Here is a 15,339-nt window from a genome sequence, read left to right on the forward strand (position 1 = left end):
CCCGGCCGGAGACGGAGACACCATGACTTCCATCGTGAAAGCCGCCTCGGCTGAACCTGCCTCGTCGTCGGGTCTGCACACAGCAGAACTCGTGAGCCGGATTCTCGCCGATCACGGAAGCGGGCCGGTGTCGTCCGTCACCTCACCGGTCTTTCTAGGCCGAAACGAAGCCTGGAGCATGACGCTCGAGAGCGGCGAGCGCGTTTTCGTGAAGAAGGTGACTGAGCGAATCGCGGGTCCGCGTGCATACGAGAATTCCATCGCCTTCGATGACTTCGCTGGACGAAATCCCGAGTGGGGCGGTCAGACACCACGTCTGATCGCCACCGATCGGGATCAGTCCCTCCTGGTCTTCGAGCATTGCCCCGGTACGAGCCTGGCCCATCTGCTGGTCGACGAGAACGTCCCAAGGAACTTCGCCGTCCGGGCGGGGCGGATGCTCGCCGGGCTGCATTCGGTGCCGGTTGAGGGACTTGTCACCTCGACTCCAGCAAGCCCGCCGGTCGAAATGCTCATGGTCGGTATCCCCGTGACGAGATACCTCGACTTCACGCTTGCAGAGAACGCCCTCTGGTCGGACCTGCAGCGTGATCGCGAGCTCATCGCCGCGGTCACCGATCTCCGGACCTTGGAGAAGGAGAATCAGACGAGTCCCGTCCATGGAGACCTCCGTCTCGACCAGTTCCACGTGCATGAGGGAAACCTCTTCCTCCTCGACTGGGAGGAGTTCGGGAGGGGAGATCCCGCCCGCGACCTCGGGATGCTCGCGGGGGAGTGGATCTACCGAGCCGTCCTCGACACGGTGACGACGCGCGGGGGTGCGACGGCTCCGCCGCCGTCCTTCGACGACGACACGGCGACGTCACGCATCGCCGAGCGGATGTCGTCCAGAGTGCCGTTCGTCAGGGAGATGTGGACGGCGTACTCGGACAAGCTCCGTGCCGTCGACCCAGGCCTGGCGGTGCGCGCGACAGCGCACCTGGGCTGGCACCTGGTCGACCGCTCCATCGCCAGAGCCGCGCAGGTGGCCCAACTTCCCGGCATCGAGCGTGCGGCGGCCGGAATCGGCCGCAGAGCACTGATCAACCCGGCCGCGTTCGCCCGCAGCCTCGGATTCGAAAGGACGACAACATGACCGCGACCATCGCCGACCCGGCCGTCGCCTTCGACGCGACGCTCTCGGCCCTCCATGGAAGAGTGTCTGTCGACCTCGGCCGCCTCGGCGCGACCGTCGACTCCACGCAGCTCGCCGCGATGAGCATCATGGAGCTGCGCGCACAGCTCGCAGCGACGATCTATACGCACCTCCACATCGATCACCCGGGGATCGAGAACCTGCACACCACGGGGCCGCAGGATCTGGCGGACTCCCTGATCGCGGGCATCCCGCATCCTGACGTCGTCCACCGGGCCACGGCATTCGCTCCAGAGATCCATCTCGTGAACGGTGCCAGGCATCGCACGGCGGAACTCGCCGGGGTGCGTGTTCTGGTCCCCCTCGACGACATCGCCAGGGCGCAGGACGGATCAGAGGTTGGGGTCCGTATCCCGAGCTGGCGGACCCGGGCGACTCCGGGCTACCTCGTGGCACTCGGAGCCTCTGGAGGCCTTGACCCCACCGCGGTCGCACGCCTCTACATCGCTGCCGGCTCCGCAGACGACGTGCTCCCTGTGTGGCCGGAGCTGCTCACGGCACTCGCGTCGATAGGGGTGGCCTATCAGGCGAAGGCGCTGTCCGCCTCTCGCGCGTACCCTCGCAGCGACGCTGTCGTGGTCTACGTCGCGGCCTCGGTAGCCACTACGGTCGCGGAGGCCCTGACGCCACTCCTGCCCGCGGTTCGCATTCTTCCGACGCCGGCGTCCATCTTCACCCTCCCCGTGACAGCTCGGATCACGACCGCCACCGAGCCGGCCGACTCCCGGGCCTCGCACCGCGGGCTGAGCTTCGGTCAGCACCGTTCCCGGGTGCTCGCCGACGCCGTGCTGCGCGCAGCGAGCGAAGGGTGCTCGCTGAAAGCCGCGTGGAAGGTCGAAGCGCGTCAGGCGCACATCGATCCCGACCATCCCGCCCGGAATCTCATCGGCTGAACGCCGGTCACAGAATTCCTCGAACCGAGGAAAACCAGGAAGCACCCCGGCCGGGGCGCTTCTCCACGAAAGGAAACGCACTATGCACACCACAACCGCTGTTCACGCCGACCTGACCGACCTCGCTGCAGCGCACAACGCGTTCGCGACCGCGGGCGAACTCGGTGCGGACGCCGCCACGGATGCGCCCGCGACGACCCCGTTCTGTGTGGGCATCATCATCGGTGCAACGTTGACGGCCGGCTGCTGACCAGCCCGTCTCTCGACGATGCGGCGCCGGCATCGATTCCTTCGTGCCGGCGCCGCCCCGTCCCCGACCCTGACCTTTCGATTGCGAGGATCGATTCACATGACCGCCGCTGACAGCAGCCCACCCCTCCTGGCCGAACTCGCCCTCGAGAGCTTCGGATTCGAGCGGGTGGCGATCGTCCTCACCGGATCTGCCGTCACGCAGGTCATGCCGTATTGGATCGACTGGGCACGCTCCGCCGCCCCGGAGACGACCTTCCGCGTGGTCATGCGAGCATCCGCCTTCCGCTTCGCGACTCGGCACAACATCGAGGCCAGGCTTCGGGCCCGGATCCAGGTCGACGCCTGGGAAGACGAGCTGATAGCCGCGCACATCGAGCTCGCCGAGTGGGCCGATCTCATCCTGATCTACCCCGCCACTCTCGACTACGCGTCCAGGCTGGCCAACGGGCTCGCCGACTCTCCCTCGCTCCTGGCAGCGCTCACCACGCACGCGCAGGTCTGTGTGGCCCCAGCGCTCCCACCGCGCTCGGTCGGCAACCCCCTCATCGACAGCATCCTTGACAGACTCCGCGCGCCATCGAATTTCCTGGTCATCGATCCGGTTCCCGGCCCGAGCGAGTCGAGCGACATCGCCCTCGCCTGGGTTCCGCCGCCCTTTCCCGACGTGCTTCGCCGCATCGAGGAGGAGCGGGTGCGACGGACAGGAAAACGACCGTCGGGCCGGCCGAGCGTCGCTGTTCCAGGCACGGAGGCGGCGTCGGCATGACCAGCGCACCCCACGCGGGCTCCGGCCTCATCCATTCCTTTTCCACCGGCTTGCTGGCAACAGAGACACGACGGGAAGCAGGCGCGTTCACCTGGACTCATCGACTCGGCGCGGATGCGCCGCGCTCCTTCTCGCCGCACCGGATCGTGCTCGACCCGTCCGCCGCTTCCAGCAACATCGCCCTGGGTGTGGGCGACGGGGCCGTCCGTTCCTACGTGACCACCGCGGGCCGGATGGTCTTCGACCATGTACGCGGTCAGAATCCGGCCGTTCTCGAAGAGACGGGACGGCGATGGGGCGCGTCCCTCAGGACTCTGCATGATCGCGCCAGGCTCGTGGCGGATCCGGGCGATCCGGGCGATCGACGCCCCCGCACGGTGCTCCGCGCTGAAGCCTGGCTCGGCGGCGGGTGGTCTCCGTCCGCAGAGGTGATCGGTGCGAGCGGCCTCGCGGCGATCCGGGAGTGGGTGGAGTCGACCATCTCGTCGAGGTCTTCGGCCGTCGTCCATGGTCATCCCGGAATGGCGCACTGGGTCGTCGAGGCAGACGGGAACGGCACGCTTCTCACCGGTGAGGACACCGGGATCGCCGATCCGGGCTTCGACACCGCGTGGGTGATCGGCGAGCTGACCGAATTGCATGCCTTCCACCCGTCGCTTCGCCCCGGGCTCGGCACCGTTTTGAAAGGGTTCCTGGACGAGTGCGGAATCATCCCTCCCGCTGCGTCCATCGGCTCCGCAGTCGCCTTCCGGCTCGCCCAGCATGCGTATGACTGGAATCACTACGGCGGCGCGGATGACGCACAGACCCGTTCGCTGCTTCACCTTGCTCGGCGACAGCTCGATGCCCGGAACGCACAGGAGGTGGGTCTGTGACATCGACGGTGCTCGACCTCCGAACGGAGCCGATGGTGCGCCGCGGGACTCATCGCGCCGCGCTCGACTCCGGCGCCCGCATCGTCGCCGTTCACGACCCCACCGCCCGCAACGTCTCCGTCAGTCTCGGCCTGCCGGCAGGGATGCGCCACGAAGCACCGACGGAAGAGGGGATGCTCCACCTCCTCGAGCACATGGTCTATCAGGACAGCCGTTCCCGGACGGCGTCGGACAGGGAGCACGAGCTCGACCGCGCAGCGGGGGTCCTCGGGGGTCACACGCACTTGGAGTACACCGAGTTCTATGAGACGGGATCACCCGGCCAGCTCCGCCGCATCTGCGAACGCATGGTCGAGCAGGTGTTCCATCCGGCACTGAGGGAAGAGCAGGTCGCGTCCCAGATCCGCGCGGTCGCTCTCGAGCGCGCGACCAGGCTGTCCTCGGCGCCAGGGGGCATCCGGCCGTGGCCGCATCTCGCGACGCAGTACTGGACGGATCACGCACACGGTCACGACGGTTCCGGCGACCTCGACCTGGCCGGCCGGGCAACTCCCGAGAGGCTGCTCGCCCTGCATCGTCGCCTCTATCGTCCTGCTGATTCCGTGATGACGGTCCTGACACCTGGCGATCCCGACGCCGCGTTGGCCATCATCGCAGCCAGCCTCAGTGGTCTGTCGGTCGAGTGCCGCTCGGCGGAGATGCCACCGGGTCCGCGCGCCGTCGTGGGCAGAGGAACGGACAGCTCGGTCTCCGTTGCCGGCGCACGTCTGCGCCGCCTCTCCGTAACTGCAGCCGCCTCGGCCCGTTCGGTCGATCTCGTCGGCGATCTGCTCGTCGCCGAGGCGCTCAAAGATCAGGCCGGTCTTGACGCGAGTGCCGGGCTTTTCGGCCCGGGCGACGTCGCGGACGACGACCTCTTCGTGCTGGTCGACGATACCGGCCAGGGTGTTCGCGCGGCCGACCGGCTCAGGGCGCTCGTTGTGTCTGACGAAGTGAATGTCGGCCGAGCCGCACTCCTGGCTCTGCACCGGGCCGAGACACTCATCCACGACGATGAGCGGCTCGCCCGGGCGACGACCAGAGATCTTCTTCTCTACGGCGCGCCCGGCTTCGCTTCGGAACTCGTGGCCGTTCTCGAGACCGCCTCTGAGGACGAACGCCGCGCCCGGGATGCGCTTCGGGCCTCGGCATCGCGATTGGCGAACCAGGTCTTCTCATCGCTGGTCATCGAGGACGGAGGGGGCGCACCATGACAACGATGTGTGCCGAACAGCGGACAGAATCGCTGATCATCCATGACGGACGTTCCCGGTTCGCGACGATCGGGGTGTGCTGGCCGACGGCCCCCGGGTTCGGAGCGCGGCACGCGACCTACCTGCGGCGTTATGTACAGTCGGTCGTGGTCGCCGACCACGACAAGCTTGAGCCGGTGTCGATCGAATGGACAGGCGAGGGCGACGTGGCGTGCCTGACCGCCGTCCTCCCGGAACGGATCGCGGTCGCCTGGACGGGGATCGTCGTCGGCGGGCTGGATCTCGAAGCGGCCGGCCTGTCCGGAGCCCCCACTGTCGGCGTGGTCGCCCGCCCGGGCGTCGCATCCGATCTCGGCGACCTCGTCTCCGTGTCCTCCTTCTCCGCGTCCGAATCCCTTCCCAGTAGCCTCCGTCGGTCGACCGCGCATGGCCACGAGCAGATCGTCATCGTCGGTCGTGATCCATCGCGCGATGTCGGTGCGGCCGCCACCTTCTTGGCCGTCTGCCTGATCGCTGCCGGTCCCGGAGCGCTGGTGCCCTCCGTCGTGGAGGCGGCGAACATCGGCGCCACGGTGCAGTTCGCTCGCGTGCTGCGGGCGGGGTTTCCCGCACTGAGCTGGACGACGACCGCTCCGGGTGAGAAGTGCCAGGCGACGTTCGACCTGATTCTCAGCGCGGTGGCTCGATCGAACATCGCGAATGACGTCGATGCTCGAGCCAGGGCCCGTGCGTTCGCAGCGGGGAACCTGAACCGCGCCTGGCGGTCCCCGATCGAGCTCGCCCGGACGCTCGTGCTCTACGAAGCCAGGGGATGGGGAGGGTCGCTGATCCTTAACCCCGACGCAGCACTCGCGGGCGTCGATGCGATGCAGCTGGAGCGGGCCATCGCCGGCATCGTCCGGCCGATCAACGAGGTTCTCGGCCGCACGTAGCCTGGTCCTCAGTGCCCAGGACCGGGGCGGGCGTTCAGATCCACCAGCCCCTTTTCGACTGCCGTAACGAGGATCTGCACGCGGTCGCGAACGTGAAGTTTCTCCATGACTTTGACGAACCGCGCCTTGATGGTGGATTCGGTGACGAACAGCGCCGCCGCCATCTCGCGGTTGCTCATCCCGAGAGCGAGGAGGTGGATGACTTCACGCTCTTTGTCGGTGAGGAGCTGGACCAGCTCAGGATCGGCAACGACTTCCGCCGGGACGGACTCTTCCAGCCCCTTCACGACATGCCTGGTCACCTCGGGCGAGAGAACTGACTCGCCCCCCAGCACAGCGTGGATGGCCTCCGTGATCGTCTTCGGCAGCGTGTCTTTGACCAGATAGCCCGACGCCCCCGCCCGGAGGAGGTCCACGACGTACCGGTCGGTCGCGAAGGTGCTCAACCCCAGGATGACGATCTCGGGATTCTCGGCATGGATCTGCGCCGTCGCGGCGACTCCGTCCATCACGGGCATCTGCATGTCCATCAGGATCACCTCCGGACGCAGAGTGGCGGCCTGGCTGATGGCCACACGTCCGTCCGAGGCCTCGCCGACGATCTCGAACGTCGGATCGGAGGAGAGGTAGTCCCGCAGGATCTCCCGCGTCAAGGCTTCATCGTCGACCAGCAGTATCGTCGGCATTCGTGCTCCTTCATCCCTCTGTTCGCTGATTCACCGTTGCGCATCATCGGCGGACGGCGGAAAGTCCTTCGAGCGGGATCGACATGCTCGTCGTCCACCGCCCGTCCTCGCTCGTGGCTTCGACCGACCCTCCGAACACCTCGCAGCGCGCCCGCATCGCCTCGAGCCCCGTCCGCGACGACATGACGGGCAGTCCGGATGCGATCGAGTTCGTGGAGCCGAGGGTCACGTGTTCGCCCTCGACGGCGAGGACCACCTCGACATCGTTCGCGGGGTCGGCGTGTTTCAGGATGTTGGTGCCGAGTTCGCGGATGGTGCGACGCAGCGCGTGCCGGACGCTGGTGGGAATGCGGCTGGTCTCACCTTCCACGCTCAAGGCGACGGCGAAGCCCGCTTGGGTGAGGGCAGCGATCACGCCGTCGAGATCGTGCATGAGCCCGACCGCGGACGTGGTCTGGCCGTCCGACGGTGTGGCACGCGAGAGGTCGCGCTCGTCGGTCACGTCGTTGGACGGGTCGCCGCTCACGGAAGCCTCGTCGTGCCCGTCGCGGAGGAGGGCGACGAGGCTTCGCAGGTCGAGGAGCGTCTGCTGCGCGGCCCGCCCGATCCCATCCAGGATGCGCGCCGTCTTCTCGGCGTCGTCGACGAATTCCGCGCGTCGCGCCTGCATGGCGATCACTGTGACGTCGTGCGCGACGATGTCGTGAAGCTCGTACGCCAGTCGCGTCCGCTCTTCCTCGCGAACACGCTGCTGCTCGCGCTCCAGATCGCGCACCCGCTCGGCGCTCTGCTCGTGCCTGCTGCGAAACGTGTTCAGACTCAGGCCGGCGGCTGCGGACATCAAGGCGAGGATCCCCACGAGAGTGAGCGCGAGGCCGGAGGCGGGATTTCTGATGAACGCCCCGAGCATCGTTACAGGAATCGCACACGCGAACCCGATTGCAGCCCTCCGCGGCAGGAGGAACGTCCCCAGCGCCACAACGATGACATTGCTGAAGATCGTCCCGACAAACGCCGAGCTCGGGGCACCGAGCACGATGATCGCTGCATAGCTCGCAAACCACACGGCGACGCCGGGGACCGCCCCGAACAGCAGCGCAAGGAGCGGCAGGTACGGTGCGAGCCACAATATCCAGCCAGCCGTGGTCGACAGGTCCACATACGGCGTCGTTGAGTCGGCCAAGAGCATCACTATCGTCCCGACAACGATGACCGGCCGCAGCACCCAGCGATAGGGGAGCGGCTCGATGGAACTCAAGAATCGCACCGACAGTCTGGACATATCTCGGACAACGCTACAGCACCAAAACAATGTCAGATACTTCTGGTCTTTTGTCTATCTCCCTGGGGCGTCGATGGCGGCACGATCGTGGGAGTCAGGCGAGATCACCATCGCCCTCGCCCCACAGGAAGGAACACCATGTCCCGCATTCTCGTCGCCGCAGCCCTCGTCGCCGGCCTCACTGCAAGCCCCACGGTGGTCGCGCTGACCGAGGAGCCGTTCATCACTGCTCCGGCTCGTGATTCGCGTGTGATTTGGTGTGATTTCCTCGGCCTGTGCTAGACGGCGTCGCCCTGTCTCGCCGGCCACACCACCGCGAACCGCTCGAACACCACCTCGAGCCCGTCGCTCCACTCGATCCCGAGCCTGTCGCAGGAACGCCGCCAGTACCGCTCGTGCTCGACCCGCCACGACGCCAGGCTGCGATCGTCCTCGCCCTCGTCGGCGGCGAACGCCTCGTCAGCGCTCCACATCGGCCCGACGCGCAATTCGACGCTCCGCAGCACGGCGCGCGGCCGCCCCGCCGAGTCGCACGCGATCCAGTGGCTTCCGACGCGGGGGAGCGGCTGCGCTTCGCCGCGATACTCGGCCACGAGCGCCGACGTCGCGGTCTTCGTGCCGTCCAGCACGAGGGCGAGCAGTGCATCCGTGAGCTCGGCGCTGTCGCCGAAACGCTCCACGGCCGGTTCGTCCGGCTGCTCCGGCACGACCGCAGACTCCGGATGCGCGGCCAGGTACTCCCGCCACATCCGGTCGGCGGCCACGAGGTCGATGGGCGCGTTGGCGGTCATGGGCGCGAGTTTACCGACGGCACCGATCAGCCATTTTCCTTGCAAGCATTGCCAAATAAATCAAATTGATTTATAAATTACCCAAGGTCCGGCACCGCAGGGGCATGAAGGGCGCCCACCGGACGTCGAAGCAAGGGAGCATCGATGAAACGCAGCAGAGTTCTGGCCGCCGTGGTGGCCGCATCCACTCTCGTCGCACTGGCCGGATGTTCGTCGTCCGGGTCCAATGACGGCAAGACCATCAAGGTCGCCTACCAGGATTTCGGCACCGACCTCATGGCCAAGTTCATGGCCAAGGCGAAGGCCGGGTTCGAGAAGGCCAATCCGGGGGAGAAGGTCACGCTCGTCCCCATCAAGGCGGCCGAGAACGACTACTACACCAAGCTTTCGCTGATGAACCGCAGCGCGAGCACCGCACCGGACGTGCTCTACGAGGACACCTTCCTCATCCGCTCGGACGCACAGGCCGGCTACCTCGAACCGCTCGACCCGTACGTCAAGAAGTGGGATGAGTGGTCGCAGTTCTACGACAACGCCAAGGATGCAGGCAAGGGAGACGACGGCAAGATCTACGGCGTCTCGATGGGCACGGACACCCGCGCCCTCTGGTACAACAAGGACATCTTCGCCAAGGCCGGGCTGCCGGCCGACTGGAAGCCGAAGGACTGGAACGACGTCCTGGATGCGGCCAAGACCATCAAGGACAAGGTTGCCGGCGTCACGCCCATCAACATCTTCTCCGGCAAGGCCGGCGGTGAGGCCAGCTCGATGCAGGGCTTCGAGATGCTGCTTTACGGCGCGAGCAAGGACGGGCTCTACGACGCCTCCTCCGGCAAGTGGATCACCGGGTCCAAGGCGTTCACCGACTCGCTGGATGTGCTGAAAGAGGTCTACCAGGGCGGCCTCGGCCCGTCGCAGGAGATCACCAGCGACACCAACTACCAGAACATCGTCACCAGCCAGCTCATCCCGCAGGGCAAGCTCGCCATCAACCTCGACGGCTCGTGGGTCGCAGGCACCTGGCAGTCCACCGGCGACACCAACTGGCCGGAGTGGGACAAGACGATGGGCGTCGCACCGATGCCCACCCAGAACGGGCAGGAGCCGGGCAGCGTGAGCATGTCGGGCGGCTGGACCCTCTCGATGGGGTCGAAGAGCAAGGCCAAGGACGAGGCGTGGAAGTTCATCTCCTACGCGCTCAACAAGGCCAACTCGCTCGACTTCGACATCTCGCTCAGCCAGATCCCGGTGCGCAAGGATGTCGCGGCCGACCCGTCGTACGCCAAGTCGAACCCCACCTCCACGTTCTTCGCCTCACTCGTGGATGTGACCAAGTTCCGACCTGCCACACCCGACTACTCCAAGATCTCCAACGGCATCCAGGTGGCGATGGAGTCGGTGATGACCGGGCAGCAGTCGCCGGCAGAAGCCGCCAAGGCCTACGACGACACGGTTGTCGGCATCGTCGGCAAGGACAAGACGAAGTCGGAGTAACGAGACAGTGACGTCGACAGTCGACGCCGTCGCCGAGGGCGTGCGCGGCCGGGGAACCCCCCGGCCGCCGCGCCCGGAGCGCACGGCACGTTCGCGCAGAGTGCGCCGTTCCGTTGCCCGGACCGTCCCGCTCATCCCGGCCATCGGCCTCCTGGTCGTGTTCCTGGTCGGTCCGATCCTCTCCTCCTTCTACGGGTCGTTCACCAACTCCTCGCTCACCGGCGCAGCCGCGGCGTCGAGCGAATGGGTGGGCCTGAAGAACTACATCGACCTCTTCAACAGCCCGGACTTCCCCGTCGCGGTCGTCCTCACCTTGGTCTTCCTGATCGGTTCCGCCGTCATCGGGCAGAACATCGTCGGGATGGTCCTGGCGCTGCTCATGCGGGCAGGCGGGCGCGTCGTCGGCGCGATCGTGTCGACGTTCGTCGTCGGCGCGTGGGTGCTGCCGGAGATCGTGGCGGCGTTCGCGTCGTACGCGTTCTTCAGCCAGAAGGGCACGCTGAACGCCATGCTCGGCGCCATCGGGATCACCGGGCCGTCGTGGCTGTTCGCGTTCCCGATGCTTGCCGTGATCCTCGCCAACACCTGGCGCGGCGCCGCCTTCTCGATGCTCGTCTACTCGGCGGCGCTGCAGGAGGTGCCGCCGGAGATCACCGAGGCGGCGGAGGTCGACGGCGCCAACGGAGTCAAACGGTTCTTCCTGGTGACGCTGCCGATGATCCGCCGCAGCATCTCCACGAACCTGATGCTGATCACCCTGCAGACCCTCTCGGTCTTCACCCTCATCTACGTGATGACGGGAGGCGGGCCAGGCAACAAGTCCATGACCCTCCCCGTGCTCGCCTACCAGGAGGCCTTCAAGTTCTCCGAGCTGGGCTACGGCACGGCCATCGCGACCATCCTGCTGCTCGTGGGCGCGGTGTTCGCCATCGTCTACGTGCGCGCCCTCAAGACGGAGGTGGACTGATGCGCCTGTCATCGCCGAGTGGTCTGGCCCTCAAGTGGACCGCCAACATCCTGCTGCTCCTCATCGGGCTGATCTTCGTGCTGCCGATGGTGTGGGTGGTGTTCGCGTCGTTCGACGGGTCTGCCACGCTCGCCGTCAGCTGGCCGAAGCAGTGGACGCTGGAGAACTTCCAGAAGGTGCTCACGCCCGACCTGGCGTTCGTCCCGCTGTGGAACAGCCTGCTGCTGTCCGCCGGATGCGCGTTCATCACGGTGATCGTCGCCATCCTGGCCGCGTACCCGCTGTCCCGCTACCGCAACCGGTTCAACAAGCCGTTCCTCTACGCGATCCTGTTCGGGACCTGCCTGCCGATCACCGCCATGATGGTGCCGGTCTACAGCCTTTTCGTGTCGCTGAACCTGATCGACTCGATCGGTGGGACGATCCTGTTCATGGCGGCATCGTCGCTTCCGATGGCGATCTGGATGACGAAGAACTTCGTCGACTCGGTGCCGCTCTCCCTGGAGGAGGCGGCGTGGGTCGACGGCGCATCCAGCATGAAGACGCTGTGGACGGTGGTGGTCCCGCTGGTCCGCCCCGGCATCGCGGTGGTGTTCATCTTCGTGTTCGTGCAGGCGTGGGGCAACTTCTTCGTCCCGTTCGTGCTGCTGCTGAGCCCGGAGAACCAGCCGGCCGCCGTCAGCATCTTCACCTTCTTCGGGCAGTACGGCGCGGTCGCATACGGCCAGCTGGCGGCGTACTCGCTCATCTACTCCGTGCCCGTGATCGCCCTCTACGTCCTCGTCTCCCGGGTGCTCGGCGGTTCGTCCGCCCTCGCCGGGGCCGTCAAGGGCTAACCCGTTCCTCTTATATAAGGAGTCTCGTTGTATCAGCAGAACCAGCTCGTCGAGATGCGCGTCGACCGTTTTGTGCGCGAGCGTCTCGCACCCGCCCTGGAGTTCGCATCGGCGCCCGTGACGATCGAGGCGTGGGAGGTGCCGGATGAGCCGGTGCCGTTCGCGCAGGCCGTCACGAACACGTTCGCGCCGTTCGAGATCGGGCAGGCGTGGGGACGGCCGTGGGGGACCGTCTGGTTCCGGGTGACAGGGACGGTGCCCGCCGACTGGGATGCTGCACCGGACGACGTCGAGCTGGTGGTCGATCTCGGCTTCACCGCCGGTCAGGTCGGCTTCCAGGCGGAGGGCCTGGTCTGGGCGACGGACGGCACGATCATCAAGGCGATCGAACCGCTCAACGGCTACGTGCGGCTGCGGCTGGCACCAGGTCAGCCGTTCGAGCTGTACATCGAGGCCGCGGCCAACCCGGATGTGGGCAGCGAGTTCGTCGACTTCGTGCCCACCAAGCTGGGCCGCAAGTCCACGGCGCCGCAGCATCCCATCTACGCGCTGCGCCGACTGGCCGTCGTGCACCGCGACCGCGAGGTGTGGGAGCTGGTGCAGGACGTGTGGACGGCGCGGGGCCTCGCCGCCGTGCTGCCCGAGCAGTCGCCGCGGCGCGCATCCCTGTTCGCCGCACTGGATGCGGTGGTGGACGCCGTCGACCCGACCGACGTGCACGGCACGGCGGCGGACGGCCGCGCGGCGCTCGCCGAGGTGCTCGCCTCCCCGGCGGCGGCGACGGCGCACAAGGTGTTCGCCGTCGGCCACGCGCACATCGACTCCGCCTGGCTGTGGCCGGTGCGCGAGACGATCCGCAAGTGCGCCCGCACGTTCTCGAACGTGCTCGACCTGATGGACCAGGACCCGGACTTCGTGTTCGCGTGCTCGTCGGCGCAGCAGTTCGCGTGGATGAAGCAGTACTACCCCGAGCTGTTCGAGCGCATCCGGACACGCGTGGCCGAAGGGCGGTTCGTGCCGGTCGGCGGCATGTGGGTGGAGTCGGACACGAACATGCCGGGGTCGGAGGCGATGGCCAGGCAGTTCGTGGAGGGCAAGCGGTTCTTCCTCGAGGAGTTCGGATTCGAGCCGAAAGAGGTGTGGCTGCCCGACTCGTTCGGATACTCCGGCGCGCTCCCTCAGATCGCGCGCGCGGCGGGCGCCGACTACTTCCTCACGCAGAAAATCTCCTGGAACGAGGTCAACAAGTTCCCGCACCACTCCTTCGAGTGGGAAGGCATCGACGGCACCAGGATCTTCACCCACTTCCCGCCGGTCGACACGTACAACTCCGTGCTGTCCGGGGCCGAGCTGGCGCACGCCGAGCAGAACTTCGCCGACAAGGGCAGCGCGAACACCTCGCTCGTGCCGTTCGGGTTCGGCGACGGAGGGGGAGGCCCGACCAGGGAGATGGTCGCGGCGGCCAAGCGCACCGCCGACCTGGAGGGCTCGCCGATCGTGCGCGTCGCCACCCCGGCCGCGTTCTTCGAGGCCGCCTCGGCCGAGTTCTCACCGGCTCCCGTGTGGGCGGGCGAGCTGTACCTCGAATTCCACCGCGGCACGTACACCTCGCAGGCGCGCACCAAGCACGGCAACCGCCGCAGCGAGCACTTGCTGCACGAGGCAGAGCTGTGGGCGACCACAGCCGCCGTGCGGGCAGGGGCCGACTACCCGGTGGACGAGCTGCGCGCTGCGTGGCAGACGGTCCTGCTTCAGCAGTTCCACGACATCCTGCCCGGCTCGTCGATCGGCTGGGTGCACGACCAGGCCGTGGAGAACTACGCGGCGGTGGCTGAGGCGCTGGAGGGCGTGATCGCGCGCTCGGTGGCGGCGCTGGGCGGCGCATCCGGGGGCGCATCCGGTGCCGCATCCGGAGGCGACGTGGTGTTCAACGCCTCGCCGTTCCTGGTGGACGGCGTGCCGGCGTTCGGTGCAGGGGCAGCATCTCGGACGGGGGATGCGCGGATCGAGCGCTCCGGAGACGGCTACGTGCTCGCCAACGCGCTGCTCACCGTGACGGTCGACGGGGACGGCCTGGTGGCCTCCATCGTCGATGCGGCGTCCGGCCGCGAGGTGCTGCCTCCCGGAACGCGGGCCAACCTGCTGCAGCTGTTCCGCGATACCCCGACGCAGTGGGATGCCTGGGACGTGGATGTGGAATACCGCCGGTTCGGCGAAGACCTCACCGCTCTCGACAGCCTCGAGGTGGTCGCCGACGGCGGGAGCAACGGCGGAGACAGCGTCGGGCTGCGGATCGTGCGCAGCTTCGGGTCGTCGGTGGTCACCCAGACCGTCACGCTCGACGCAGGCTCGGCCGCGCTCGACATCGTCACGCACGTCGACTGGCACGAGAAGCAGCGGATGCTGAAGCTCGCGGTCCCCGTGGACGTGCACACCGCATCCGCCCGGTCGGAGATCCAGTTCGGCCACATCGACCGGCCGACGCACACGAACACCAGCTGGGACACCGCCCGTTTCGAGACGCCCGCCCACCGCTGGGTGCACGTCGCCGAGGCCGGTTTCGGTGTCGGCGTCGCGAACGACGCGACGTACGGTCACGACATCACCCGCCACGCCCGCGACGGGGGAGGAACGTACTCGCTCGTGCGGCAGACGCTGCTGCGGGCGCCGATGTTCCCCGATCCGGATGCGGACCAGGGCGAGCACACGCTGCGCACCTCGATCGTCGTCGGCGGTCTGGATGCGGCGATCGAGGCCGGCTACCGGCTCAACCTCCCCGTGCGCGCCGGGCAGGCGCCAGCGGTCGAGCCGCTGGTGTCGTCGTCGAGCCCCGCAGCGGTGATCGAGACGGTCAAGCTGGCGGAGGACGGCTCCGGCGACGTGGTCGTGCGACTGTACGAGGCGCACGGCAGCCGCACCACGGCGAGCATCGGCGTGCACTTCCCGCACGCCGGGGTGACGGAGACCGACCTCCTCGAACGCGAGACGGCCACGGATGCGGTGGTCGGCACGACCGGAGACGGCGCCGGTCACGGCCGGGTCGAGCTGACCCTCCGGCCCTTCCAGCTGGTCACCCTCCGCTTCGCGCGAGGCTGACCCCAGACTGTCCGCCCCGGG

The 15,339-nt window shown here is 67.4% G+C and carries 15 protein-coding genes; 12 read left to right on the forward strand and 3 right to left on the reverse strand.

The window, feature by feature from the left end:
* The first annotated feature begins 22 nt into the window (after positions 1-22).
* The 7 genes from lxmK to HF024_RS00540 all read left to right on the forward strand — a co-directional run bounded on the left by lxmK (position 23) and on the right by HF024_RS00540 (position 6,166).
* Complete coding sequence (gene lxmK / locus HF024_RS00510) at positions 23-1,135, forward strand: class V lanthionine synthetase subunit LxmK (protein WP_168688293.1); 1,113 nt, start codon at positions 23-25, stop codon at positions 1,133-1,135.
* Positions 1,132-2,088, forward strand: coding sequence for a T3SS effector HopA1 family protein (locus tag HF024_RS00515; RefSeq protein ID WP_168688294.1), 957 nt, complete (start codon positions 1,132-1,134; stop codon positions 2,086-2,088). Before lxmK ends, HF024_RS00515 begins: the two co-directional genes overlap by 4 nt.
* 82 nt (positions 2,089-2,170) lie before the next feature.
* Positions 2,171-2,338 carry a hypothetical protein gene (locus tag HF024_RS00520; RefSeq protein WP_168688295.1) on the forward strand — a complete coding sequence of 56 codons (168 nt, stop codon included), beginning with the start codon at positions 2,171-2,173 and terminating at the stop codon, positions 2,336-2,338.
* Positions 2,339-2,437: 99 nt separating this feature from the next.
* Positions 2,438-3,106 carry a flavoprotein gene (locus HF024_RS00525; RefSeq protein WP_247597225.1) on the forward strand — a complete coding sequence of 223 codons (669 nt, stop codon included), beginning with the start codon at positions 2,438-2,440 and terminating at the stop codon, positions 3,104-3,106.
* Entirely contained in the window at positions 3,103-3,981 is an 879-nt protein-coding gene (locus HF024_RS00530; RefSeq protein ID WP_168688297.1) for a hypothetical protein, read from the forward strand. The genes HF024_RS00525 and HF024_RS00530 overlap by 4 nt, the downstream gene beginning before the upstream one ends.
* Complete coding sequence (locus HF024_RS00535; RefSeq protein WP_247597226.1) at positions 3,978-5,234, forward strand: insulinase family protein; 1,257 nt, start codon at positions 3,978-3,980, stop codon at positions 5,232-5,234. Before HF024_RS00530 ends, HF024_RS00535 begins: the two co-directional genes overlap by 4 nt.
* Positions 5,231-6,166, forward strand: a complete 936-nt coding sequence (locus tag HF024_RS00540) for a hypothetical protein (protein WP_168688298.1) — start codon at positions 5,231-5,233, stop codon at positions 6,164-6,166. The genes HF024_RS00535 and HF024_RS00540 overlap by 4 nt, the downstream gene beginning before the upstream one ends.
* Before the next feature lie 8 nt (positions 6,167-6,174).
* Here HF024_RS00540 and HF024_RS00545 read toward each other — a convergent pair whose 3' ends face one another.
* Together HF024_RS00545 and HF024_RS00550 are read right to left on the reverse strand one after the other, a co-directional pair.
* On the reverse strand, positions 6,175-6,852 hold the full coding sequence (locus HF024_RS00545; protein WP_168688299.1) for a response regulator transcription factor: 678 nt from the start codon (positions 6,850-6,852) through the stop codon (positions 6,175-6,177).
* A 43-nt stretch (positions 6,853-6,895) separates the two neighbouring features.
* The gene (locus tag HF024_RS00550; protein WP_247597227.1) at positions 6,896-8,077 is read right to left on the reverse strand and encodes a histidine kinase; all 1,182 of its coding nucleotides are present in this window, start codon (positions 8,075-8,077) and stop codon (positions 6,896-6,898) included.
* 195 nt (positions 8,078-8,272) lie between these two features.
* Between HF024_RS00550 and HF024_RS00555 the strand changes: the two genes are divergently transcribed.
* Positions 8,273-8,416 (forward strand): hypothetical protein, encoded by a 144-nt coding sequence (locus HF024_RS00555; RefSeq protein ID WP_168688301.1) that lies wholly within the window; start codon positions 8,273-8,275, stop codon positions 8,414-8,416.
* On the opposite strand, the gene HF024_RS00560 is transcribed toward HF024_RS00555, so the two are convergent.
* A complete protein-coding gene (locus tag HF024_RS00560) occupies positions 8,413-8,925 on the reverse strand; it encodes an ASCH domain-containing protein (protein ID WP_168688302.1) in 513 nt (170 codons plus the stop codon). The genes HF024_RS00555 and HF024_RS00560 overlap by 4 nt on opposite strands.
* A 144-nt stretch (positions 8,926-9,069) precedes the next feature.
* Between HF024_RS00560 and HF024_RS00565 the strand changes: the two genes are divergently transcribed.
* The 4 genes from HF024_RS00565 to HF024_RS00580 are packed head-to-tail and all read left to right on the forward strand — an operon-like array spanning position 9,070 to position 15,318.
* Positions 9,070-10,419, forward strand: a complete 1,350-nt coding sequence (locus tag HF024_RS00565) for an extracellular solute-binding protein (RefSeq protein WP_168688303.1) — start codon at positions 9,070-9,072, stop codon at positions 10,417-10,419.
* 7 nt (positions 10,420-10,426) lie between these two features.
* Positions 10,427-11,386, forward strand: coding sequence for a sugar ABC transporter permease (locus HF024_RS00570; RefSeq protein WP_085367532.1), 960 nt, complete (start codon positions 10,427-10,429; stop codon positions 11,384-11,386).
* Complete coding sequence (locus HF024_RS00575; RefSeq protein ID WP_168688304.1) at positions 11,386-12,222, forward strand: carbohydrate ABC transporter permease; 837 nt, start codon at positions 11,386-11,388, stop codon at positions 12,220-12,222. Before HF024_RS00570 ends, HF024_RS00575 begins: the two co-directional genes overlap by 1 nt.
* 27 nt (positions 12,223-12,249) lie before the next feature.
* Complete coding sequence (locus HF024_RS00580) at positions 12,250-15,318, forward strand: glycoside hydrolase family 38 C-terminal domain-containing protein (RefSeq protein WP_168688305.1); 3,069 nt, start codon at positions 12,250-12,252, stop codon at positions 15,316-15,318.
* Positions 15,319-15,339 lie beyond the last annotated feature (21 nt).

This window comes from Leifsonia sp. PS1209, from assembly GCF_012317045.1.
Taxonomy (GTDB): Bacteria; Actinomycetota; Actinomycetes; order Actinomycetales; family Microbacteriaceae; genus Leifsonia.